The sequence below is a fragment of the Castellaniella caeni NBRC 101664 genome (assembly GCF_001592225.1).
Lineage (GTDB): Bacteria > Pseudomonadota > Gammaproteobacteria > Burkholderiales > Burkholderiaceae_B > Castellaniella > Castellaniella caeni.
In genome coordinates this window covers 1-23323 of sequence record NZ_BCWN01000027.1, presented here as the reverse complement: position 1 = coordinate 23323, position 23323 = coordinate 1, and the positions used below count along the sequence as shown (strand labels likewise).

16 protein-coding genes are annotated in these 23323 nt (G+C 65.3%); 6 read left to right on the top strand and 10 right to left on the bottom strand.

What is annotated here, in order from left to right:
- Window positions 1–108 precede the first annotated feature (108 nt).
- Both CCA01S_RS13810 and CCA01S_RS13805 read left to right on the top strand, forming a co-directional pair.
- Window positions 109–3954 carry a peptidoglycan-binding domain-containing protein gene (locus CCA01S_RS13810; RefSeq protein WP_084386786.1) on the top strand — a complete coding sequence of 1282 codons (3846 nt, stop codon included), beginning with the start codon at window positions 109–111 and terminating at the stop codon, window positions 3952–3954.
- Between the two features lie 120 nt (window positions 3955–4074).
- Window positions 4075–4800, top strand: coding sequence for a uracil-DNA glycosylase family protein (locus tag CCA01S_RS13805; protein ID WP_066459493.1), 726 nt, complete (start codon window positions 4075–4077; stop codon window positions 4798–4800).
- Here the strand turns inward: CCA01S_RS13805 and CCA01S_RS13800 are convergent.
- Both CCA01S_RS13800 and queG read right to left on the bottom strand, forming a co-directional pair.
- On the bottom strand, window positions 4688–5626 hold the full coding sequence (locus CCA01S_RS13800; protein ID WP_157076545.1) for a hypothetical protein: 939 nt from the start codon (window positions 5624–5626) through the stop codon (window positions 4688–4690). The two genes, CCA01S_RS13805 and CCA01S_RS13800, sit on opposite strands and share 113 nt — an antisense overlap.
- 501 nt (window positions 5627–6127) lie before the next feature.
- Complete coding sequence (gene queG / locus CCA01S_RS13795) at window positions 6128–7204, bottom strand: tRNA epoxyqueuosine(34) reductase QueG (RefSeq protein WP_084386785.1); 1077 nt, start codon at window positions 7202–7204, stop codon at window positions 6128–6130.
- A 174-nt stretch (window positions 7205–7378) separates the two neighbouring features.
- Here queG and CCA01S_RS13790 point away from each other — a divergent pair, with 174 nt between their 5' ends.
- Both CCA01S_RS13790 and CCA01S_RS13785 read left to right on the top strand, forming a co-directional pair.
- A complete protein-coding gene (locus CCA01S_RS13790; protein ID WP_066459491.1) occupies window positions 7379–8428 on the top strand; it encodes an NAD(P)-dependent alcohol dehydrogenase in 1050 nt (349 codons plus the stop codon).
- A 71-nt stretch (window positions 8429–8499) separates the two neighbouring features.
- Window positions 8500–9141 (top strand): pseudouridine synthase, encoded by a 642-nt coding sequence (locus CCA01S_RS13785; RefSeq protein WP_084386784.1) that lies wholly within the window; start codon window positions 8500–8502, stop codon window positions 9139–9141.
- A gap of 17 nt (window positions 9142–9158) precedes the next feature.
- On the opposite strand, the gene CCA01S_RS13780 is transcribed toward CCA01S_RS13785, so the two are convergent.
- The 5 genes from CCA01S_RS13780 to CCA01S_RS13760 all read right to left on the bottom strand — a co-directional run bounded on the left by CCA01S_RS13780 (window position 9159) and on the right by CCA01S_RS13760 (window position 14346).
- Window positions 9159–9647 carry a DUF2501 domain-containing protein gene (locus tag CCA01S_RS13780; protein WP_066459490.1) on the bottom strand — a complete coding sequence of 163 codons (489 nt, stop codon included), beginning with the start codon at window positions 9645–9647 and terminating at the stop codon, window positions 9159–9161.
- Window positions 9648–9799: 152 nt separating this feature from the next.
- Window positions 9800–10522 carry a GNAT family N-acetyltransferase gene (locus CCA01S_RS13775; protein ID WP_066459486.1) on the bottom strand — a complete coding sequence of 241 codons (723 nt, stop codon included), beginning with the start codon at window positions 10520–10522 and terminating at the stop codon, window positions 9800–9802.
- A 96-nt stretch (window positions 10523–10618) separates the two neighbouring features.
- Window positions 10619–11965, bottom strand: a complete 1347-nt coding sequence (locus CCA01S_RS13770) for a PAS domain-containing sensor histidine kinase (RefSeq protein WP_084386790.1) — start codon at window positions 11963–11965, stop codon at window positions 10619–10621.
- On the bottom strand, window positions 11962–13725 hold the full coding sequence (locus tag CCA01S_RS13765) for a putative bifunctional diguanylate cyclase/phosphodiesterase (RefSeq protein WP_066459483.1): 1764 nt from the start codon (window positions 13723–13725) through the stop codon (window positions 11962–11964). Before CCA01S_RS13765 ends, CCA01S_RS13770 begins: the two co-directional genes overlap by 4 nt.
- Before the next feature lie 15 nt (window positions 13726–13740).
- Window positions 13741–14346 carry a 2OG-Fe(II) oxygenase gene (locus CCA01S_RS13760; protein WP_066459481.1) on the bottom strand — a complete coding sequence of 202 codons (606 nt, stop codon included), beginning with the start codon at window positions 14344–14346 and terminating at the stop codon, window positions 13741–13743.
- A gap of 94 nt (window positions 14347–14440) precedes the next feature.
- Here CCA01S_RS13760 and CCA01S_RS13755 point away from each other — a divergent pair, with 94 nt between their 5' ends.
- Window positions 14441–15973: a DHA2 family efflux MFS transporter permease subunit gene (locus CCA01S_RS13755; protein ID WP_066459479.1), complete on the top strand. Its 1533-nt coding sequence runs from the start codon at window positions 14441–14443 to the stop codon at window positions 15971–15973.
- Between the two features lie 66 nt (window positions 15974–16039).
- Here CCA01S_RS13755 and CCA01S_RS13750 read toward each other — a convergent pair whose 3' ends face one another.
- From CCA01S_RS13750 to CCA01S_RS13740, 3 genes are all read right to left on the bottom strand, one after another.
- The gene (locus CCA01S_RS13750; protein WP_066459547.1) at window positions 16040–18112 is read right to left on the bottom strand and encodes an OPT family oligopeptide transporter; all 2073 of its coding nucleotides are present in this window, start codon (window positions 18110–18112) and stop codon (window positions 16040–16042) included.
- Window positions 18113–18295: 183 nt separating this feature from the next.
- Complete coding sequence (locus CCA01S_RS13745) at window positions 18296–20587, bottom strand: nitric-oxide reductase large subunit (RefSeq protein ID WP_066459475.1); 2292 nt, start codon at window positions 20585–20587, stop codon at window positions 18296–18298.
- A gap of 167 nt (window positions 20588–20754) precedes the next feature.
- The gene (locus CCA01S_RS13740; protein ID WP_084386782.1) at window positions 20755–21771 is read right to left on the bottom strand and encodes a magnesium and cobalt transport protein CorA; all 1017 of its coding nucleotides are present in this window, start codon (window positions 21769–21771) and stop codon (window positions 20755–20757) included.
- A gap of 212 nt (window positions 21772–21983) precedes the next feature.
- Between CCA01S_RS13740 and CCA01S_RS13735 the strand changes: the two genes are divergently transcribed.
- The coding region (locus CCA01S_RS13735; protein WP_066459473.1) for a methyl-accepting chemotaxis protein at window positions 21984–23323 on the top strand (1340 nt) is incomplete at its 3' end.

The following is a 23323-nucleotide window of genomic DNA, read 5'->3' as shown; positions in this document are numbered from 1 at the left end:
TCCCGTCCCCTACACTGCGAAAAAACAACTCCATATCCAGCCCAGGCGTGATTGCAAAGGCGGGCACATCGTTTGCTACGCGTGCAGTCCACCCAAAGGAGGGCACGTATGCAGGCGACAAAGACCGGATGGCGCCATGAACAGGCCGCATGTTTTCCGCGGCGGCCACGATGGCTGTTGGCGGCTGGCCTGGCCTTGCTGATAACAAGCGTGCCAAACGCGAGAGCACAAAACCTCAATGACTTGTTGAGAATCATCATCCCGCCGCTGACGCAACAACGGCCCACGCCGCCCCCCGTATATGTGCCACCGCCGACACACACGCCAGCGCCGCAGCCCTACCCGCAGCAACGCGCCCCGGCCCCCGCCCCGACACTCTCACGCGTTGAAATCCAGCAAACCCAACAGATGCTCAATGACATGGGCTACGACACCGGCGTGCCCGACGGGTCGGCAGGCCCTAAAACGATCGCCGCCTTGAACGCCTTTCAACGTGACAATGGCCTGCCTGTGACGGCCAGGGTCGACAAAAGCACAGCGGCCACGCTGGCCGCCATACACCGGCACACAGGTGGCACCGCCGTGACCACCGCGCCCGCCCCGGCGCAGTCGATGCCGTCGGCGCAAGAGATACGGCCTGTCAGCGTCTCGTCCGACACAGCCACAACGGAACGGATCCCCTTGGCCACCGACGCAACAAAAAGCGTCGGCCTGCGCAAACTGGCTACGCCGCCCCCGGGCATCCAGCCCATCACCTTCAATTATTTCAAGGGTGTGCCAATATGGCCCGACACCTGGCAAAGGAACGCATTCGAACTGATGTCCTTTGCGCACGAAGCCCCCAAATTGGCCAAAGGGGAACCCTCTGCGCTCAAAAAACAGGAATGCAGCCTGATTTCAAGGTATTTCACCGAGCAGGCCAAGCAGGCTTACATATCGAAAGGGCTCTCGGATTCGAAATGTTTTCAGGGCAACAACGAATTCGAGACTCAGGACTCGTACCGGAATTTCTATGCGCAAAATCTCGAACTCCTGAAATCGTCCGCTCCGTCGGCACCCTTTCGGATCGCGCTGATTCACCGGGTATCGCTCGACCAATATGACGCGGCCAAAGCGCAATTCACGTTCAACAAAAGCCTGTCGTGGGCCTTTGACTACGGCTTTCGCGACACATCCCGCAATGGCGGCCTGCAGCCCGTTTTGGCGGGGCTTTGGCCCAAGCCCACATTGCCCATCACGGCCGATGCCGCGCGCCAGCTCCTCGAAAAGATTGCGTCATTTACGTATCCGAAAACCCGTGGCGATCCCGTCACCAACACCCGTGACCTCAACGTCGTGGCAGTCCTGGACATCCTGGGTGTCGATTACGACGCGCGGCGCATCAACACGCAACTGGTGTCTGTGGGCCTGTACGGCCCCGACCTTGACAAGCCCATTCACGACTACACGCTCCCCCCCGACTTCGGGGCCTTCGTTCGCGGCGAAATCCCGGCACGCCTCAAGATCCCGTCACCCGTGGCACTCGACGAGATTTTCGTCCTGGCACAACGCGTTTCCCATCCAGCGAATCACGACGCCGACACGCAAAAATATTGGGAATCGTTGTTCGGGCAGCTCAAGCAGCGGGATGTGCAGTTCTATGCCAATCCACCTGAAAAGGCCTTGTCAAACGATGACTCAAGACTGCCCGTCTTCCCACGCGACTCGAGCCAATATGACACCGCGCATCAGCCAAAGATCGAGCGCTGGGTGGCGGCCTACCTGGCCGGGCTGCCAGACGAGGTCGAACTCGGTCTAGACATCTATCCTGACACCAACAGCAAAGCCGCAGTCACCACCTTGCGGGCATTCGGCGGTCGGCGCCTGCCGCAAAACACCTTCGACAAAGCGATCGATGCAAACCACTTGCGCCAAGACCAGATCGCCTATGCGTCCCGCTACAACATCGACCTTCTGCTGACTGGCCCCGATCAGCTCGACCTGTATACGCTCGAGGTTCCCAGCACGACCTTGTCCGCATCCAAGACACGCATGCGCCAAAAGTCCGTGTTTCGGCTCGAAAGCATCAAGCCCATCACCCGCGACAATGGGCAAGCAGGCTTTCTCATCGAGCTCGAACCGCTGCACATGCGCCTTGAAAACCAGCAAGGAGTTCTTGCCCAACGTGATTTTGCCGATGTCAAAAAGCTGGCAGGCGTCTTCGCCCAGACCAGCGCGCCGCCAACGCCGCCACGCCACGACGGCCCACTTGCGCTCAGCCCCGCGGTACTGGATATGCTGGTCTTCAAGGCGCTCGGGGATCAACTGCCCGAGGCAGCTGCAAGCGCTGCCGCCTTGCGCCGCTGGCGTTTTGAACAAGCCCCCACGGCACCCTTCGGCGGCGCGTTTTATATCAAGGGACGACGCGCCCCCGAACCACAAGACCTGCCCAAGGTGGCCTCCCAATTCAAGGCATGGACAGCGGCAGCCCTGGCCGACGCCCCGTGGCAGCTGAAAGTGGCGTTGGACGGCAGCTCATGGCGCGAGATGCGCTGCACGGCGGCGGCCGCCAACCTGGGCAATTCATCCCGCCTCCCTCAAAGAAACCAGGCCGCCACGAAAATACGCCAGGCGTCCGACGCGGCCGAAAACACCCAGCGCAACACAATCATTCGGGAGCAAAGAAGTGAATCTCTGCGCGTGCGCCCAGAGCGGGCCGGTTCACGATATCTGACAAAAGACGAACGGATGCAGCAATTGAAGCGCCTGCAAATGCTTGATTTTGCGATTGGAGTCTCGGATCGATACATCGAGATCGGCGAGGCCTGCGGCTTGAACGGCTATGTCCCCGACCACCCCGAACTGGCGGCCCTGTACCTGCATCTCCAGGACGGCGTTCCGCCGCCGTCCAAGCAAGGCGGCAAGACGTTCAAGGCAGAGGTCACGCTCGACATCACCGCAGCGCGCATCGTGCCCAGGGAGCCGCACTACACGGATCTGCTGCCGCCCGACTTCGTCGACAGGCACAAGCTCTCTCGCAGCGACCGGGATCATCAAGCGATCATTCTCGAGGCCACGCTGAAAGAAATCGTCTATTTTTCGGTCGACCGGAACCGTACGACAGAAATCGGGCGCCAGCCGCCCGACCCCAGGCTGTCGATCCAAAGTCTGACCGCGGCGGCACAGGCAGTGCCCGCCCTGGACGACGATTATCGCGTGCCTGCGGGCCCCTACGGCCAGGACATCGTCGGGGTTCAACTCGGCATGCCGTTCGACGAAGCCGAAGCCATCATCCGCAAGCACATGGACGTCGGCCAGGTGCTGGAAGGCAGGCGCGCATCCGATACGGGGCAACAGTCGGGCCTGCCGACCCCCATGACAGCGGGCAAGCTGTTTGTTTCCAGAGACCAGCGGGAACTCATCGCGCTCATCGACGAGCCGCCCCTCGCGGCAGGCAAGGTTTTGGGAGTATGGCGGCAGATATACATGGCCATCAACACGACGCCTAAAGACGTCATCAGCACCGCACTGCTTGAAAAATACGGAGACCCTACCAATCAGGCACGGCAAAGTCTGCCGCTTCGGTGGTATACACAGGGCGCCTCGTGCGATTTCAGCGCCCCCGAACGGCCCATCTCGGAAGCTTGGACAGATCATGGCAAGCCAGCCGATCTCAAGCAACAGGACGGCAAGCCGATGATGGAAGCCAGGCTGCCAGGCCCTTATTTCAACCCGTTCAACCCGCACTACGAGCAGCAAAACGCATCGTTGTGCGGGCCTGTCCTGACAGCGGACGTGCGCCCTTACCCCGCGCCCAACCCGGCTTCAATACGCGACAAGACCGTCCCGGTGGACTGGTTGGTGGAGCAAACGCTGACCGACATCGGAGCCTATACGCAAGCCTACCAGGCCAACCATGACGCGGCCTACGGCAGGATCCAGGCCACCCAGAAATCGGCCCGGCCCATGTTCTGAACCACATCGCCCATACCTGCGGCGTCCGCATTGCAATTCGCTGCCCACGGCACCACAATGGCTCTCGAGCTGCAACCGGCAGCACCGAGACCGATTCTGGTCTCCCCCACAGCAGACCCCATGACCGCAATTTCCGCCCCAGATACCGATAACGCCAGCACCGCCATCGCGCGCGTGCTGGCAGGCAGCCTGCAAGTGCTGTCATTTCCCAGTGCCAGCCACGTTTACAACCCGCTGATCTACATGTGGTCGGCACACCGCGAATACCTGCAGCGATACGGCAGCCGCCAGCACCGGATCTTGCTGGTGGGCATGAACCCCGGCCCATGGGGCATGGCCCAGACCGGCGTGCCTTTTGGCGAAGTCGCCATGGCGCGCGACTGGCTGGGGATCGAAAAACCGCTGGGCGGCCCGCTGCCCAGCCAGCACGAAAAGTACCCTATCGCGGGGTTTGCCTGCCATCGCAGCGAAGGCAGCGGCGACCGGTTCTGGGGTTGGGCGCAGCGGCGTTTCGGCGGCCCCGAGCGCTTCTTCCAGGACATTTTCGTCTGGAACTACTGCCCTTTGCTGTTCCTGCGCAATAACCGCAACCTGATCCCCGAACAACTGCACAAGGCCGAGCGCGACCCGCTGTTTGGTATCTGCGACGCCGCGCTGGATGCCGTGATCCACGTCATCCAGCCACGCGTGGTGGTCGGAATCGGGCGCTTTGCCCATGGCCGCGCGCAGATCATCACGGACGGCCGGGTGCCAACGGCCTACTTGCTGCATCCCAGCCCCGCCAACCCGTCGGCCAACAAGGGCTGGGCGGACACCGCGGACAAAACCCTGGCCCCCTGGCTGTAAGGGTGCCCGGCGCGCACCTGACCGTGACACGCATTTCGTAATAGTCGTCACTCACGCTGCGCAGGGTCTGGCCCAGCAGAATATCGTAGGGCTGGTTCTTGGCCTTGAAGGTCCGGTCGCTGCGATTGTCAGCCAACGGCTCGATCGTGAAGCCCGTATTGAGCGATTTCAATTCGATGTGTACCGTCTGCCCACTGTGCCCAACCAGCCGGTAGCAGTGCACATCGTCGGGCGGAACCGAACCGGCAACGGTGATCGAGCCAGTGACCGGAGGCAGCTCTCGGCAAGGGCCAGAACTGCCTGGCGCGCCTTCGGGCAACGAGTTACCGAGAAGCACGTCCTTGCCAGCGCTTGGCCGGACGGCGGTCGGCGGCTGCACCGTCCTTTCGTCATCGGGCGGATTGACGGCAATCACCTTGAGGGCACGCCTCGCACAGCCCGAGTCCATGCAGCTGCCCGACACCCATAGCAAGCCGTCGCCAAAGGCGGCGCCGGTGTCGCGCACGAACAGGGTCTCGTAGGCCTGATCCCGGACGGCAGCCACAACGGAAGGGGTAAAGATCGAATCGTAATGGGTCAGGAAATCCGCCCTCGTGAACACCTTGATCTCGCTGCCGCCGACGCCCAGCGGGTAATGCACCATGTTTGCGAGTGCCTTGCGGTTGCCGGCCGCGACCTCGGTTTTCAAGCGATCGAAAAAGCGCTGGAACTCGGCTGGCGTCACCCCCAGGTTGTCCACGAGGCGCGCGTTGACGGTTTCACGCGCGGTGGACGGCGCTGATGTCGAGCCGGTCTGCTTGGATGGACTTGTCTGGCGGGCCTGCACCGGACGGGCTGTGGAAGGCCGCGTCGTCGAACTGGAAGACTGGGGTGTAGCCGACGCAGGTGCCGACTTGCGAGCCGGGGCAGGTGTAGGTGCCGGGGCCTGCTGTGGGGTCTGGATGGAGCGGATTGCCTCATTCACTCCGTGTTGAAGAAGGCCTTGCCAATCGAGGGACTGGGCCTGCGCGCCGGCGCCAAGAGCGACGCATGAAAAGGCAGCTGCAACGTATCGCATCGCGGACTCCTCGAGGCGGTGCCTGCAAAATTGCGTACCGAACCAGCATAATGGGCCGTGGCTTGCGTCAGCCATCGGCCATTAAGCCTCAGCTTGCTGTGCGCGTCAGCCCAGCAGGTACAGCTGGCCCTGACTGCAAAACATCAAAGAGAACTTTCCACGCCTGGACGTGCTTCTAGCCTGGCCACGCGGGGTGCATCTGACACGACGCGCACGCAACTTCATCGAAATCGCACAGGCATACACGCGAAAACCCTGACGAACCAGCGCTCACCGCTGCGCCAACGCCCAGGCCACGTGCTCGCGCACCAGGGGGCTTTCGTGGTCGGCGCGGCTTTGCAAGGCGGCACGCAGTACCTGGGCTTGTTCGTCGTCGGCTTCGCGCAGCGCGTTGCCCAGCGCCACGGCGATGTTGCGCAGCCAGCGCTCGTGATTGATGCGCCGGATCGGCCCACCCTCGGTGCGCTTGAGGAAGGTTTCCTCGTCCCAGGCGAAGAGATCGACAAGCTGGCGGCCCACCAGGGGCGAGCGTTCGTCGAAATCGGGGATTTCGGTGGTCTGCGCATATTTGTTCCAGGGGCAGATCGTCTGGCAGTCGTCGCAGCCGTAGATATGGTTGCCCATGAGCGGGCGCAGCTCTTCGGGAATGGGGCCGTGGTTTTCGATGGTGAGGTACGAAATGCAGCGGCGCGCGTCCACGACGCCGGGCGCAATGATGGCCTGCGTGGGACAGACGTCGATGCAGGCGGTGCAGGTGCCGCAGTGCGCGCTCACCGGCTCGGTGGGTTCGAGCGCGAAATCCACGTAGATTTCGCCCAGGAAGAACATCGACCCCGCGTCGCGCGACAGCACCAGCGAATGCTTGCCGCGCCAGCCCTGACCGCTGCGGCTGGCCAGTTCTTTTTCCAGCACCGGTGCCGAATCGGAAAACACGCGATGACCAAACGGGCCGACCAGTTCTTCGATGCGGTCGCACAGTTTTTGCAGACGCCCGCGCACCACTTTGTGATAGTCGCGACCCCGGGCGTAGAGCGACACCACGGCCTCGTCGGGCCGGGACAGCCGCGCACGCTCGCGCTCTTGCCAGTCGGGCGCGGTATCACGCGGCAGGTAGGGCATGCGCGCCGTGATGACGCTGACCGTGCCGGGGACGAGCTCGGCCGGGCGCGTGCGCTTGAGACCGTGGCGTTCCATATAGTGCAGGTCGCCATGGTAGCCATTGGCCAGCCACTGCAGGAACTGCGGCTCGGCCGAGGATAAATCCACCCCCGAGACACCGATGTGGGAAAAACCCAGCTCGTGTGCCCAGGCCCGTATTTGATGGATCCATTGGCTGCTGTCGTTCATTGGAAAATTGTAGTGCAAGCGGCCCAGCCCGGCGGCGCCGCACGGTGACACCACACGTCGGCCACCGTCCCCACGCCCGGATGGCGATTGGCATAACATAGCAAAGTGGCCGCCGGGACGCCCTTGCCGCCGACGCGGGGCTTTGCCGATGACCACCACACAAGGAGCAACACCATGACCATCAACGCCTATGGCGCCCGTGCGGGCAACCTCCCGCTGGAGCCACTCACCATCACGCGCCGCACGCCGGGCGCACACGACGTGCGCATCGACATCGCCTACTGCGGCGTCTGTCACTCCGACCTGCACCAGGTGCGTTCCGAATGGGCCGGCACGCTCTACCCCTGCGTGCCCGGCCATGAGATCGTGGGCCGCGTCGCGGCCGTGGGCGCGCAGGTGTCCAGCCACAAGGTCGGCGACCTGGTCGGGGTAGGCTGCATCGTCGACAGCTGCAAGCACTGCGCCGATTGCGAAGCAGGGCTGGAAAACTACTGCGACCACATGGTCGGCACCTATAACGGGGCGACACCCGACGCCCCCGGCCACACCTTGGGCGGCTATTCGCAACAGATCGTGGTGCACGAGCGCTACGTGCTGCACGTCCATCACCCCGAGGCGCAGCTGGCCGCCGTGGCGCCGCTGCTGTGCGCCGGCATCACCACCTATTCGCCGCTGCGCCACTGGCAGGTGGGGCCGGGCCACAAGGTGGGCGTGGTCGGCATCGGCGGCCTGGGCCACATGGGCATCAAGCTGGCCAACGCGATGGGGGCGCACGTGGTGGCCTTCACCACGTCCGAATCCAAGCGCGAGGCGGCCCACGCGCTGGGGGCCCACGAGGTGGTCGTCTCGCGCAACCCGGACGAGATGGCGGCGCACGCCGACAGCCTGGATTTCATTCTCAACACGGTGGCGGCCCCGCACAGCCTCGATCCGTTCTTCTCCCTGCTCAAGCGCGACGGCACGATGACGCTGGTGGGCGCGCCGGCTTCGCCGCACCCTTCGCCCACGGTGTTCAAGCTCATCACGAAGCGCCGCAGCCTGGCGGGCTCGATGATCGGCGGCATCCCCGAAACCCAGGAAATGCTCGACTTCTGCGCCGAACACGGCATCGTCGCGGACATTGAAATGATTCGCGCCGAGCAGATCAACACCGCCTACGAGCGGATGCTCAAGGGCGACGTGAAGTACCGCTTCGTCATCGACTGCGCCTCGCTGAACGCCTGAACATCACCCACGGGCGGCATCGGCGCAACGTGCGCGGCGGTGTCCGCGGGTATGCGACCAAGGACATCACCATGAACACACGCCCCCACGGAACAACCGGCCTGGGCGCCGTGGACACCGCCGACTACGCCGCCCACCGGCCCCCGCAGGCGCCGCCCGCGCAGCCGCGCCTGCTGCTGCTCAACAAGCCCTTTGGGGTCTTGAGCCAGTTCAGCGACGACGAGGGGCGCGCCACGCTGAAAGACTGCGTCCAGGTGCCCGGCGTGTACCCCGCCGGACGGCTGGATCGCGACAGCGAAGGCCTGCTGTTGCTGACCAACGATGGTCGCCTGCAAGCGCGTATCGCCGACCCGCGCCACAAGATGGAAAAAACCTATTGGGTGCAGGTCGAGGGCATCCCGACGGACGCCCAGCTGCAGCGCCTGCGGGCGGGCGTCATGCTGAAAGACGGCCCCACCCTGCCCGCCCGGGCCCGCCCGCTGACCGAGCCGCGGCTCTGGCCGCGCGACCCGCCCATCCGGTTTCGCCAGAGCATCCCCACCACCTGGCTGGAACTCGTCATCCGCGAGGGCCGCAACCGCCAGGTGCGGCGCATGACCGCCGCCGTGGGGCTGCCCACCTTGCGCCTGGTGCGCATGCGTATCGGGCCCTGGAACCTCGCCGACCTGGCGCCCGGCGCATGGCGCGAGGCCAGCCCGGACGCGGCCGGCTGAACCGGGGCGCAGCGCCCCTACATCAGCGACGAGGCATTTTCCAGCACGTAGTTGCAGGCCTTGTCTTTCAGCTCGCCCTTGACTTTGCTGAAGTCGAACGACGAGCCGTTGCTACCCGACAGCACGCCGCCCAGCCCCTGCTGGTAGCCGGTGTCCTGCTGCTGTTTCTGCGCGCTGCCCAGGCCCACTTTGTTGAGCAGATTGTCTTTCACGCTCGTGGCGTCGGTGCCGCCCAGGTATTTGTTCTGGATGCAATATTGCAGGACGCCCGCCGCATTGCCCGCCATGCCATCGCTGAGGCCGGGCAGGCCCAGGGCCGAACCTGTGGCGCCCCCGCCCAGCAGGCCGCCTAGGCCGGAGGTTGATTGCGATGACGTGTCGGCGCCGCCCAGGCTCTTGGCCGCCTCACTCTTGAGGCTGCCCAGCAGGTCGGACGACCAGGCGGGCGCGGCAAGGCAGACGGACAACGCCGACGCCAGGCAGATCGTGGACAGGGTTTTACGCATGTGTGCTCCTTTTTCGGGTAGTGCGGCAAGGGCCAGACCCACCGCCATTTCGCCATGATATGCCTGAACCCGGCCGCCGCCACGGCCAGGCGCGACGCCACGCGGCACCCGGGCGCTGGGCGCCGTGACACCCATCGACGGCCTGCTGGGGATCACGGCCCGGGCGCGTGCGTGAGCTCGCTCAGGCGCGTGCGCTGCCGCCCGTCGGGCGTGAAGTTTTCAGGGGCCAGCCACTGGGCGTAGGCCTGCCGCAGTCGCGGCCACTCGCTGTCGATGACCGAATACCAGGCCGTATCGCGACTTCTGCCCTTGTAGACGGTGGCCTGGCGAAACAAGCCCTCGTAGCGGAAACCCAGGCGCCGCGCCGCGGCGTGCGAGGCGGCATTCAGGGCGTCGCACTTCCACTCGTAGCGCCGATAGCCCAGCGCAAAGGCCCGCTGCATCATCAGCGCCATGGCCTCGGTGGCCACGGGCGTGTGCTTGAGCGCATCCGAAAAACTGAGATGCCCCACTTCGAGGCAGCCGCTCTGCGGCGTGATGCGCAGGTAGCTGGCCACCCCGACGGGGCGCGCGTCCGCCTTGCGGACGATGGCGAAAAAGAGCGGATCGCGGCTTTGGCCGGCGGGCGCGAGCCACGCCTGATAGGCCTGCAGCGACTCGAAGGGGCCATAGGACAGGTACGTCCACTGCCTACCTGTCCGGTCGTGCGCGTACTCGGCGAAAAGCGCCTCGGCGTGGCGGGCGGGGTCGAGCGCCTCGACCCGGCAGAAACGCCCTTCCATGGGCTCGTGCGAAGGCGGCGCAGGGGGCTGCCAGCCCCCCAGCGGCAGGCCGATGGGCTGACCCAGGGGGTTCAGGACGGATGGCGTCGTCATGGTGTTTCCCTCGAAGATGCGCGTCTCATATTGTATGGCGGCGTTAAGCGACGGCGCGTGAATCCGCACCCCCAGTAGCCGCAAGACACGTCAACTTCAGGCGCCAACGGCATCGGCATCGGCCCGCTGGGCATACACCGGCAGCAGCACGGTGAAGCAGCTGCCCTGCGCCGGCGCGCTCTGCACCTCGATGCGCCCGCCCAGCAGGCCCGTGACCAGGGTGTACACGATGTGCAGCCCCAGGCCCGACCCGCCCTGCCCCAGCCGGGTGGTGTAGAAAGGGTCGAAAATCTTCTTTTGAATCTCGGGCGCCATGCCACAGCCATTGTCGGCCACGCTGACCGACAGCCAGGCCGGGCCGACGGCCCGGGCCGTCACGGTGATGACCTTGTCGGCCTGGCCTTCGAAGGCGTGCACGAGGGCGTTGTTGATGAGGTTCATCAGCACCTGCCCCAGCGGCCCGGGGAAACTGTCCAGCGGCAAGCCCTCGGGCACCGCGTCCACCACCTGACAATGCGTCTTGCGCAAGGCGGGGCGCATGGCCAGAATGATTTCGCGTACCACCCCGTGCAGCTCGAAGCGGCGGCGCTGGTAGCTGGTCTGATCCACGGCCAGCTGCTTGAAGCCGCCGATGAGCTCGGCGGCGCGGCTGAGGTTGCGCTCGATGATCTGGCCGCCTTCCTCGACGTCCGCCAGATAGTGCTGCAAGGCGCCGCGCGTGAGGCCGCGCGCCACCTGGTCGCGGAAATCGCGATGCGCCTGCGTCAAGGTGGATGCCACGGTGACGGCGTTGCCGATGGGCGTGTTGAGCTCGTGCGCCACCCCCGCCACCAGGGCCCCCAGCGAGGCCAGCTTCTCGCTTTGCAGCAGCTCGTCCTGGGCATGGCGCAGGCGGCTCAGGGCGGTGCTGAGCCGGGCCGTGCGTTCCTGCACCCGCTGCTCCAGGCTGGCATTCAGGCTTTGCAGCCGCTGCTCGCTTTCGTGCAGGCGCATCTGCACCTCTTTGAGCGAGGTGACGTTGATATGGGCACCCACCGTCTGGCTCGTGCAGCGCCCGTCGGCGTCCCGCAAGGTGCTGCCGCGCGACAGAATCCAGACCCAGCCGCCACCGCTGTGGCGCATGCGAAAGGCGCTCTCGTACAGGCCTTCGGGGGCCAGGCGCAGGTAATCGGCAAACGCCTGGACGGCCCGTTCGCGGTCGTCGGGATGCAGCCAGCTGGCCCAGACCTCAGTGAGGTTGGGCCGCTCGCCGCTGCCAAACGCGGCGGGATCGCGCCCGAGCATCTTGAAATACTCGGGGCTGCACCACAAGTGCTGGCGCTCCTGATCCCATTCCCAGACCCCCATGCCGGAGACCTGGGCCAGGACGCTGAAGCGCGCGCTTTCGCGCCGCAGGCTGGCTTGCGCGAGCTGGGCAGCGGATGCGAAGGTGGGGGGCTTCATGGCCGCACGGCGGCGGGCCGCGCGAGCAGCCACCGCGCAAACGCGGCTTCGTCCAGCGGGCGGGCGAACAGATACCCCTGCCCTTCTTCGCAGCCCATGGCCAGCAGGGCCGCGCGCTGGGCCTCGGTCTCGATGCCTTCGGCAATCGTGGCCACCTGCAGATGCCCGGCCAGCGCGATGATCGTGCGGGCGATTTCAAACGACTGGTCGTTGCCGCCGCTGACGAAGCTGCGGTCGATCTTCAGGCGATCGAGCTTCAGGCGCAGGCGCTGCACCATGCTCAGGGACGAATAGCCGGTTCCGAAATCATCCATGGCCACCCGGATGCCACAGGTGCGCAGTTCGCGCAGGCGGGTGGCCAGCAGCTCGACATCGTTGATGGCCACCGATTCGGTCAGCTCGATCTCGACCTGGCTGCCCGGCACCCCCGCCTCGTCCAGCAGAGCCAGCACCCGGCTGCCGAAGCCCGGCTCGGCGAACTGTACGTAAGACACGTTGATGGCCACCCGGAAGCACGGATCGACGAGGGCGGCAAGCTGCCGACGCCAGCGCAAGGCGGTGCGGATCACCCACTCGCCCAGGGGCACCATGAGGCCGGATTGCTCAGCCAGCGGAATGAAGCGTTCGGGCGGCACGTAGCGGCCATCGGGGGTTTTCCAGCGCAGCAGGCACTCGGCCCCGGTGACCCGGCCATCGCGCAGGCGCACGAAAGGCTGGTAATGCAAAAACAGGCGTTCTTCGGAAAACGAGGCGCGCAGCTCGTTGAGCATGTGGATGCGGTCGCGCGCGGCATCGGCCTGGCTGGCTTCGAAATACAGCGCCTTGCCGCGCTGGAAGCGCTTGGCCTGCTTGAGCGCGGCCCCGGCATTCTTGAGCACGGCCACGCCGGCCTGTTCGCCATCTTCCAGCTGCGCCAGGCCCGCCGTGGCCGACAGCCGCAGGGATTCGCCCGCGACAATGGGCACAGGATCGGCAAACGCCTGGGCCAGGCGCTGCGGGCCGAGGTCTTCCGCCCGGCCATAGAGACCGAAAAGATCGCCGCCCAGGCGGGCCACCAGCACCGTGGGACTGAAGATGGCCCGCAGCCGCGCGGCCACCGCCTGCAGCACGGCATCGCCGTAGCTGTCGTCGAGAATGCTGTTGATGTCGGAAAAGCCGTCGAGATCGAGCAGGGCCACCACGTCGCCCCGGTGGGCGCGGGCGTCGATCGCGGCCAGCAGGGCATTGCGGTTGGGCAGCCGCACCAGGGCGTCGTAATAGGCCAGCTCGTGGATATGACAAATCTGCGCATAAGAGCGCACCGCCATCATCAGGCTGGTGAACAGGCGCACCTGGGTGAGCTCGGACTTGGTCTTGTAGTCGTTGATGTCGTACGCGCGGATCGTGTCGAGCTGCGGCGCGTAGCCCGCCTGGCCCGTGCGCAGGATCACGCGGATGGCCCGGTTGCCCAGCGCCTCGCGGATGTGGCGCACCAGTTGCAGGCCTTCGTCATCGCCCCCCATGACGACGTCGATGAGCGCCACGGCGAAATCGTCGTGCTGACGCAGCAGATCGATGGCCTGCTGTGCCGAATACGCGTGGCTGAAGACCAGGTGCCGCCCTTCGACTTCGAGCCCCTTGAGCGCCAGGCGCGTGGCGGCGTGCACGTCGGGCTCGTCATCGACCACCAGCACGTGCCAGCAGGCCGCGGGCGCGCTGGGCACGGGCCGCGCGGGCTCCTCATCCATAAAGACAAAGGCATCTTCGGTATCGTCTGCCATGTCGCGGGCCCTTGTTCAGATCTGATCGGTGCGCAGCCACCCGGTGAGGCTCCAGCGGCTGGCGTGGCTGGGCAACACCGCGTGCGGCATGACGCCGCTGACGAACACGGCCAGGCGCCCGGCCACGGGGGCGAAGCGCCGCAGCTCGACGTCCGGGTTGTAGGGGTCGTAGAGGCACAGCTCGCCGCCGTTGGCGGCATCCCAGCCCGGATTGAGATAGAGCACGATGGAAATCTTGCGGTAGTCGGTGCCGCGATGCTGATCGATGTGCTTTTTGTACCCGGCCCCATCGTCGTAGCGGGCAAAGTGGAATTCCTGGCTGCGCAAGCCCATGTCGTAGTGCGTGTTGAGCACCTGGCGCAGCTGCGCCATCCACTGGAAGAAGGGGTGTCCAGCCAGCGCCGAGCCGGGCGGCACCCAGCAGATGGCATCGCCCCGGATGGCGGGCTGACGGGCGTCATGCTCGCTACGACCGATTTCTCCGCCGGTGAACTCGCCGTCCGCCCACAGCTGCCGAGCCTGTGCCAGCAGACTGCTGTGCCATGCCTCGGGGATGGCGGTGTCGGATACGGCCCAGCCCTGCTGGTTCAGCAGGCGGAGTATCTCGTCATAGTCAGTCATGGCGCCTCATTCATCTGATCATTCACACGATCGATTGATTCTACCCTGCGGGTAAAGCGTCATAATGCAGAGAAAAGGCCACAAAGGTTTACTGATGACGCCTGCCGAAAACACGCCGCCCGCGAACTTCCAGCCAGCCAGTCTCGTGCTGGCCACCATCGGATTGTCGCTGGGCACGTTCATGCAGGTACTCGACATCAGCATCGCCAACGTCTCCCTGCCCACCATCGCCGGCAACCTGGCCGCCAGCCGCGACCAGTCCACCTGGGTGATCACTTCGTTCACGGTCTGCCAGGCCATTACCCTTCCCATGACAGGGTTTTTATCACGTTGGTTTGGAGAAGTCAGGACATTTGTCTGGGCCGTGTTGTTATTTTCCCTGTTTTCACTGGCCTGCGGCCTGGCCACCAGCCTGCCCATGCTGGTTACATTTCGTGCGCTTCAGGGGGCGGTCTGCGGGCCGATGTATCCCATCACCCAGAGCCTGATGGTGTCGATCTACCCCCGCGACAAGCGCGCCATGGCGCTGGCCATCATCAGCATGATCACGGTCGTGGCCCCCATTGTGGGGCCCGTGGCGGGCGGCTGGATCACCGATTCGTATTCGTGGCGCTGGATCTTCTTCATCAACGTGCCCATCGGCCTGCTGGCCGCCTCGCTGGCCTTCGGGCAGATGGGCGGGCGCCTTGAAAAACTCATCAAAGATCGCATCGACTGGGTGGGGGTGGCCACCCTGGTGCTGGGCGTGGGCGCGCTGCAGATTCTGCTCGACCAGGGCAACGACCTGGACTGGTTCGACTCGCCGACGATCCGGATCCTGGCCGCCGTGGCCGCAGTCTCACTGACCGTCTTCGTCATCTGGGAACTCACAGACGACAAGCCCATCGTCAACCTGCGCCTGTTTCGCCACCGCAACTTCGCCGCCGGCACCTTCGCCCTGGTGCTGGCCTTCGGGCTGTTTTTCTCGGTCTCGCTGCTGCTGCCGCTGTGGCTGCAAAACACGCTGGGCTACACGGCGCTGTGGTCGGGCCTGGCGGTGGCGCCCATCGGCTTCATCCCCATCCTGCTGACCTTCTGGGTGGGCAAATACGCGGGGCGCTTCGACCTGCGCATCCTCACCGCCATCTCTTTTGCCGTGATGAGCTTCGTCTGCTTTCGCTTTGGCAGCTTCAACACGGACGTGGACTTCATCCATATCGCCCTCACCGAATTCATCATGGGGCTGGGTGTGGCGCTCTTTTTCATGCCCATCCTGACGATTCTGCTCTCCGACCTCGAAGGGCTGGAAATCGCCGAGGGTTCGGGCTCAGCCACGTTCCTGCGCACCCTGGGCGCAAGCTTCGCCGTGTCCATCACCACGTATCTGTGGACACGCGGCGCCGCCGCCAGCCACGCGCACCTGGTGGAATTCATCACCCTCGCCAACCCCGAAGTGCGCCAGGGCATCGAGCAGGCGGGCGGGTCGCTGCAGCACTACGGCGCGGGGATGAACGAGGCGATCACCCAGCAGGCCATGCAGGTGTCGTTCAACAACATCTTCGATGGCCTGGGATTTGCCTTCCTGGCACTGATTGCCGTGGTCTGGCTGGCCCGGCCCCCCTTCGTGAAGGGCGGCGCGCCGCACTGACGCGCGCCCGCCCCGCCGCGATGGCCCGCGGCAGGCGGCAGGCCCGGCCGCCGACACTGGCCTGGATCAGGTACGCGCCAGCAGGCGCCGCGCAAACAGCAGGCACATGGCCACGAACGCCAACAGGCCGATCAGGGTGGCGACCGGCGCAAAGCCCGCCCCCGCCAGCGCGAGCGGCGCATCGCTGCCCCCCGAGGCCACCGAGGCCACGATGACGATGGCGAGCACCACGCCCACCAGGCTTTCGCCCACGATGAGGCCCGAGGCAAACAGCGTGCCCTTGCGCTCCGCCGCCGCGAGACGCGGGGCGGCATCACGCTGCTCGGCCAGGGCCTGGGCCTGGATGCGCCGACGCACCAGCCACGAGATCAAGGCTCCCACGAACAGCGGTGTGGCAATGGTGGGCGGCAGATATACCCCCATGGCCACGGCCAGCGGCGGCAGATGAAAGCGCGTGAAGCGCGCCAGCAGGGCGTCGAAGACGATGAAGGCGGCCCCGACGTAAATGCCGAAACGGATGTACGACCAGTCGAGCGTATGGCTGAACAGGCCATCGGCAATGGTGATCATGAGCGAGGCCTGCGGCGCGGCAAGCGCCTGCGAGGCGTCCATGCCCTCGCGCGGCAGGCTGCCCAGGAAACCGTAGGCGTGGTACAGCAGCTCGAGCACGGGCGGAATCGTCACGGCGCCGATGACGCAGCCGATGATGAGGGCCACCTGCTGGCGCCAGGGCGTGGCATGCACCAGCCAGCCGGTTTTCAGGTCTTGCAGGTTGTCGTTGGAAATCGCGGCGATGGCCACCACCACCGACGTGCAGAACAGGGCCAGTGCCGTGAAGAAGCGCACCGATTCATGGCTGCCCAGCACGCCCTGCGCCTGGCCGATGCCAATGAAGACCATGGACGACGCCAAAATGGCAATGACCGCGATGCCCGAGATCGGGCTGGCCGACGACCCCACCAGCCCGGCCATGTAGCCGCAGGCCGCCGCCACCAGAAAACCGAAGAAGAACGCCATGAGGGTGCCCGCCACCACCAGCGTCCAGGCGGTGACGGCCGGCAGCCCCGAATCGGCCACGAACGTCCAGAAGGTGGCGCCCAGCAGCACGACCATGAGCAGCGTCAGCCGGGCCAGCAGCCGGGGCGACAGATCGGCATCGGCGCGCGCCTGGCTGGCGGCACCCTGGCCGCGTTTGAGCACGGCCAGGGAAATGCGCATGCCCTCGATCATGGGCTTGATGAGGGTGATGAGCGTCCAGACCGCGGCCACCGCGATCATCCCGGCGCCGATCAGGCGCACCTTGGACACCCAGACCCCCGAGGCGAAGCTGGCCAGCGTGGCGCCCTCGGGCATGGGCACGAGGTGCGTCAGCCAGGGCACGGCCACGCCCCAGGCGAGAAACACGCCAACCAGCATGGCGATGCCTCCGGTGATGCCCACCAGATAGCCCGCCCCCACCAGCGCGAACGACAGGCCCAGCGGCAGCTGGAACACGGCCCGCCCGACGCTGAACCAATGGCCGACGCTGTCGGCCGCCAGGCGCAGGCCGCCGGTGAGCAGGCTGAAGCCGCCCGCCAGCGAGCCACCCAGGAGGATTTCCCGGAATCCGTGCCCCTGCCCGCGCGCGGCAGCCGACTCTTGTCCGGCATCGGCGGCACCCGTTGACGCCACCCCCGGGGCGGTCTGGGCACCGCCGCCCTGCCCCACCCGCAGAATCTCGGCGGCGGCCACCCCTTCGGGGTATGGCAGGTCACTGTTGACGACCAGCGCGCGGCGCAGCGGCACCGTGAACACCACCCCCAGGATGCCGCCGCAGGCGCAGATCATGGCCGTCTGCAAGAGCGGAAAGCCCGACCAGTAGCCCATCATGAGCAGGGCGGGCAGCACGAAGATGATGGCCGACAGCGTGCCCGCCGCCGACGCCTGCGTCTGGACGATGTTGTTCTCGAGAATGTTGGAATCCCGGAACGCCCGCAGCAGGGTCATGGAAATGACCGCCGCCGGGATGGAGGACGCGAAAGTGAGCCCCACCTTCAGGCCCAGGTAGACGTTGGAGGCCGTGAAGACCAGGGTGATGAGCGCCCCCAGAACCACGCCCCGCAGGGTGAGCTCTCGAAGCGAAGATTGCGGTTCGGACATGATGAATCCCGGCAGATGAACGACCAAGCAGACAGGCAGCAAATGCCCGCCTGCAAGCGGATACTGGATTTTACCTGCCAAGACACGTGACAACACAGCAAAAAATTGCACCCCACCGGGGGTGCGCGGGCACAAACGCTTGCCGTCCGGCCCGGCGCCGCGGCGCCGGGCCGGAGGCGGGCGTCAGGCGCGCTGCGCCCGCACGCTCAGCCAGCCCTTGCCGGCGGCAATCACCATCGGGATGGAGCCGAAGATGATGAACACCAGGTCGCCCGGCAGGCGCAGCCATTCGATGAGGTGCTGGCGCGGCGTGCCGATGTAATCCAGGCTGCGGGCGTGCCAGTAGCTGTGCTCGACCACGTCCCAGATTTGCAGCACGCCACTGGGGAACAGGCTCATGACCACCATCATGATGAGGCCGATGTTGGTGCCCCAGAAGCCGATCTTGATGTACTTTTCGACCCCCGGCCAGTGTTTTTCATCCACCGTCTGGCGCAGCACGAACGTCATGAGCGCCAGGGCCAGCATGCCAAAGACACCCATCAGTGAAGCGTGCCCGTGGTTGGGGGTGAGCTGGGTGCCGACTTCGTAGTAGCTGACGATGGGCAGGTTGAGCAGGAAGCCGAACATGCCCGCGCCAACGAAGTTCCAGAAGCCCACCGCCATGAGGTAGTAGAACGTCCATTTGTGCTGCACGCGCTGGGGTTGGCCATCGATCATCACCTGGCCCTTGGTGGTGTGGACGAAATCCCAGGCATCCAGCGTCAGCAAGGTGAGCGGGACGACTTCAAGCACCGAGAAGAGCGCCGAGAGCGACATGTTGAGCTGCACGTGGCCGACGAAGTACCAGTGGTGGCCGGTGCCGATGAGCCCGCCCAGGAAGTACAAAATGGCGTCCAGGTAGATGACGCGCAAGGCCACGTTGCGGCTGGCCAGCCCCAGCTGATAGAGCATCAGGGCCACCACGGTGGTGGCGAAGAACTCGAAGAAGCCCTCGACCCACAGGTGGATGATCCAGAAGCGCCAGGTTTCAACCACCGTGTAATTGGTGTGCGCCCCATAGAACAGGGCAGGCAGGTAGAACACGGGGATGGCCGAGGCGGCCCAGAGGAACATGCGGGCAATGGGGCGCACGTCTTTGTTGGGGATGCGCGCGGGTCGGCACAGCCAGAACAGCAGGATGAACCAGACCGACAGCCCGACGATCAGCAGAATCTGCCAGAAGCGACCGATTTCAAGGTATTCCCAGCCCTGATTACCCAGCCAGAACCACCAGTCGCCCATCAGGTTGCTCATCCCCAGCCACTCGCCCAGCATGCTGAGCACCACCACCGCCACAAAGGCGGCAAACAGGATGTTCGTCCAGACGAGCAGGCCCGGAGGGTCTTCTTTGCGCAGCGAACGCCCGAGGAACAGGGCCGCCGCCACATAGGCGGTGGCGATCCAGAAGATGGCGCTTTGCAGGTGCCAGGTGCGCATCAGGTTGCTGGGAAACCAGTCTTCCAGCGGGATGCCGTAGAAGCTGCCCGGGTCGGCGCGGTAGTGGGCCGTGGCCCCGCCCACCAGCGTCTGAAACAGAAATAGCAGCGCGACGATGACGAAGAACTTGACCAGGGCCCGCTCGGCGGGGCTGGACTGCCCCGGCACGATGTTGGGGTGTGGCCGGTGGCCGCGCGACACCCAGCCCAGGTAATCGAACTTGCCCGAGACCAGCAGCACGGCGGCCATGCCGGCCAGCAGCACCAGCAGGCTCATGGCGCTCCAGAACAGCGCCCCCGGAATCGGCGTGTTGCCCACTGCCGGATCGTAGGGGAAGTTGTTGGTGTACGAATAATCGTAGCCGGGCCGGTTGGCCACCGACGCCCAGGCGGCCCAGGAGACGAAGGCCGAGAACTGGCGCAGCTCGGTCGCATCCGAAATCAGGCCGGCCTTCAGCCCGCCGTTTTCCTCGGGATGCTGAAAGTAGTGCGTCCAGTAGGGCTGCTGCTGTTGCCAGGCCAGGACTTCTTCGGGGGTCAGCGTCAGGGTGTCGGCAGCCGCGTCGTAGCGGTTCTGCTTCAGCTGCACCGCCACCTCGGCATGCACGGCGGCCTTCTGGGCGGCATCGAGCGCGTCCAGCGGCTGGCCAAAGCGGCGCTGAGCGATCGCGCTGGCGGTGTCTTCACCCATGCGATGCAGTGCCGCGGCCGAGTAGTCGGGCCCCAGGTAGGCGCCGTGCCCCCAGATCGAACCATTGTCCATCAGGCCGTACTTCAGGAATACGCCCTGGCCGTCGCGGATGTCCTGGCCGGTAAAGAGCGTCGAGCCCTGGGCATCGACCACCTTGCCGGGAATGGGCGGCGCCTTGGTGTAGCCGTCGGTGGTGATGGCAATCAGGATGGCCAGGCCAAAGACCATCACGATGAGGATGGATCGAATCCACCAGGGTGACAGTTCTTCGGTATCGGAGGCTAAGGTTGGAAATTGTGCGGACACGGCAAACTCCCGACAAAGGTTGAACCGTCAACGTACTACCGTCTTGCGTACAACGTGCTGAAACTTGCCTCTGGAACCTGGATATTCGGCCCCCGCGGGCATTTCAATGCTATAAAACCAGGTGTTTCTCGCGGCCGAGCCCCCCGTCCGGCGCAAGGCACTGCGCCCTACAGCCACTTGATGTGGCGAAATTTCCAGTACAGCAGCCCGCACACGGTGGCGGTGCCCGCCAGCATGGCGGGATAGCCGTATGGCAGGTTCAGCTCGGGCATGTCGTGAAAGTTCATGCCGTAGATGCCCGCCACGGCGGTGGGCACGGCCAGGATGGCGGCCCAGGCGGCCAGCTTGCGCGTGATGTCGGTCTGCTGCATCTGGCTGATCATCATGCTGGCCTCGAAAGCAAAGGCCAGCGCCTCGCGCAGGCCCGCAAACCCTTCCACCACCCGCTGGATACGATCGGCCACCTCGCCAAAATAGCCCCGGCTGTCGGCGCCGATGTTGCGCGTATCCACGCGCGCCAGGCGGCGGCAGATTTCCACCAGCGGCACGATGGCCGTCTGCATGCGCAAGAGGTCGCGCCGCAGGCGGTACAGCCTGCGGATGTCCTTTTCGCGCAGGCCGCGCAACAAAAACTGCTGCTCTACCCGCTCGACCCGGGCCTCCATGTGGTCAAGCGCCTGCACGTAGCGGTCGGCAAACAGATCGAGCAGGGTCGAAGCCACGTAGTCGCTGCCGCGCTCGAGCAAGTCCGGGCTGTCGGCCAGCAGGCCACGCAGCTCGCGGTGCGAACCGACGGCATGACGGCGGATGGTGAGCAGATACCCGGGGCCGATGAGAATCTGCGTATCGCCAAAGCTTGGGCGTTCGTGCTCGATCTCGACCGTGATGGCCACCACCAGCGTCAGGCGGTCGTACTCGATGATCTTGGGGCGACGGTGCGGCGCGTTGATTTCTTCGATGGCGCGCTCGGGCAGGCCCAGGCGCTGGCCGATGTTGCACAGCAGCTCGGGCGCGGGGTCTTTGAGCCCCACCCACAGCAGGCCTGCTTCGGTGGCCGCGGTGCCCAGGGCGGCCAGGCCGACATCTTCGGGCGAACGGCCGGGCGCATACAGGATGGAGGCCTGCGCGGACTGCCGGAAAGCCGCCTGCAGATCGAAGCTGGGTGTCGGATCGGGTACGGTCATGCAGCGGGCCTCCGGCGGAATCGGGACGACGGCGCGGTATATCTTCGCGCCGCCGGAACCCACATGTTATGACACCCCCGGCATCTTCACCCTGGCCACAGGCGGTGCCCCTGCGTCCACCATTGCCGGTCAATTGGCCTGTATTCATGCAATTTGCCGTGATACAGCCCGATAAAATGCTTGAACCCGGAAACATTTCCAGAGAGAAGACCATGTTTCACACCTTGCGTGCCCGCCTCACCGGCGTCAGTGTCCTGATCGTGTCCCTCGCCCTCGTCATCCTGACCGCCGCCGTTTTCTGGGTAGTCCGGGCCGACGTCCTCGGCACCCTGGACGCGGACACCGACCGGCTGGCCAAGACCTACGCGGAAGAAATCACCCAGTGGACGCAGGACAAGCAGGCCATCACCGGCTCCCTGCTGCTGGCGTTCCAGCAAAAAGACCCCGTCCCCTTCCTGCGGGCCGCCGAAAAATCAGGGCTCGACCTGGCGTATTTCGTGCGCGCGGACAAGAGCTACGCCTTCACCCGCGAACAGCCAGCGGGCTACGACGGTACGCAGCGCGACTGGTACAAGCAGGCCGTGGCGGCGGGCAAGCCCGTGCTGACGCCCATCTACGAAGACTCCAAGACCAAAGAACTAACCCTCAGCTTCGCCCAGCCGGTCATCCAGGACGGCAAAGTACTGGGCGTGGTAGCGTCCGACATGACCCTGGCCTCGGTCATCAAGAAAGTCGCCGCCATCCATCCCTATCAACACAGCTTCGCCTTTCTGATCGACGGCGGCAGCGGCACGATCCTGGCTCACCCGGATACCAAGCTGTCGCTCAAACCGCTGTCCGACCTCGCCCCGACGCTGAACACCCGGCTCATGGCGCAACTGGCCGACCAGGGCGGGCACCAGGTGGTGGACATCGGTGGCACACCGCAAATGCTCTATGCCACGCGGGTCTCCGGCACCCCCTGGGTGCTGGGCATCAGCATCGACCGCGCCGAGGCCACGGCCTCGCTGAGCCACATGCTGTGGCTGGCCATCCTGATCGCGGCGATTTCCGTGGTGGTCGCCGGGGTGCTGATGGCGCTGTTCGTACGCAAGCAGCTCGCGCGCCTGATCGTCGTGCGCGACGTGCTGCAGGACATCGCCTCGGGCGAAGGTGACCTCACCCGCCGCGTCAGCGAATCCGGCCAGGACGAGCTCACGCAGATCGCGCGCGCCTTCAACCTCTTTGCCGACAAGATTTCGGCGGTCTTCCTGCGCATCCGCACCTCGGCGGAATCCGTGCAGACGGCGGCCACCGAAATCGCCTCGGGCAGCCAGGATCTCGCCTCGCGCACCGAGCAGCAGGCCAGCTCGCTGGCCGAGACCGCCGCCACCATGGAAGAAATCACCGCCACCGTGCGCCAGAACGCGGATCACGTGCAGCAGGCCAATACGCTGGCCGAAACCACGGCGCACACCACCACGACGGGCAACAGCACGGTGAGCGAGCTGGTCTCGACCATGGCCGACATCAACGCCAAATCACAGCAAGTGGCCGACATCGTCGGCGTCAT

Excerpts from the sequence above, each read along its gene's own strand:
- CCA01S_RS13810 (WP_084386786.1), top strand. The coding sequence starts at position 109 with ATGCAGGCGACAAAGACCGGATGGCGCCATGAACAGGCCGCATGTTTT.
- CCA01S_RS13805 (WP_066459493.1), top strand. The coding sequence starts at position 4,075 with ATGACCGCAATTTCCGCCCCAGATACCGATAACGCCAGCACCGCCATC.
- queG (WP_084386785.1), bottom strand. The coding sequence starts at position 7,204 with ATGAACGACAGCAGCCAATGGATCCATCAAATACGGGCCTGGGCACAC.
- CCA01S_RS13790 (WP_066459491.1), top strand. The coding sequence starts at position 7,379 with ATGACCATCAACGCCTATGGCGCCCGTGCGGGCAACCTCCCGCTGGAG.
- CCA01S_RS13785 (WP_084386784.1), top strand. The coding sequence starts at position 8,500 with ATGAACACACGCCCCCACGGAACAACCGGCCTGGGCGCCGTGGACACC.
- CCA01S_RS13780 (WP_066459490.1), bottom strand. The coding sequence starts at position 9,647 with ATGCGTAAAACCCTGTCCACGATCTGCCTGGCGTCGGCGTTGTCCGTC.
- CCA01S_RS13775 (WP_066459486.1), bottom strand. The coding sequence starts at position 10,522 with ATGACGACGCCATCCGTCCTGAACCCCCTGGGTCAGCCCATCGGCCTG.
- CCA01S_RS13770 (WP_084386790.1), bottom strand. The coding sequence starts at position 11,965 with ATGAAGCCCCCCACCTTCGCATCCGCTGCCCAGCTCGCGCAAGCCAGC.
- CCA01S_RS13765 (WP_066459483.1), bottom strand. The coding sequence starts at position 13,725 with ATGGCAGACGATACCGAAGATGCCTTTGTCTTTATGGATGAGGAGCCC.
- CCA01S_RS13760 (WP_066459481.1), bottom strand. The coding sequence starts at position 14,346 with ATGACTGACTATGACGAGATACTCCGCCTGCTGAACCAGCAGGGCTGG.
- CCA01S_RS13755 (WP_066459479.1), top strand. The coding sequence starts at position 14,441 with ATGACGCCTGCCGAAAACACGCCGCCCGCGAACTTCCAGCCAGCCAGT.
- CCA01S_RS13750 (WP_066459547.1), bottom strand. The coding sequence starts at position 18,112 with ATGTCCGAACCGCAATCTTCGCTTCGAGAGCTCACCCTGCGGGGCGTG.
- CCA01S_RS13740 (WP_084386782.1), bottom strand. The coding sequence starts at position 21,771 with ATGACCGTACCCGATCCGACACCCAGCTTCGATCTGCAGGCGGCTTTC.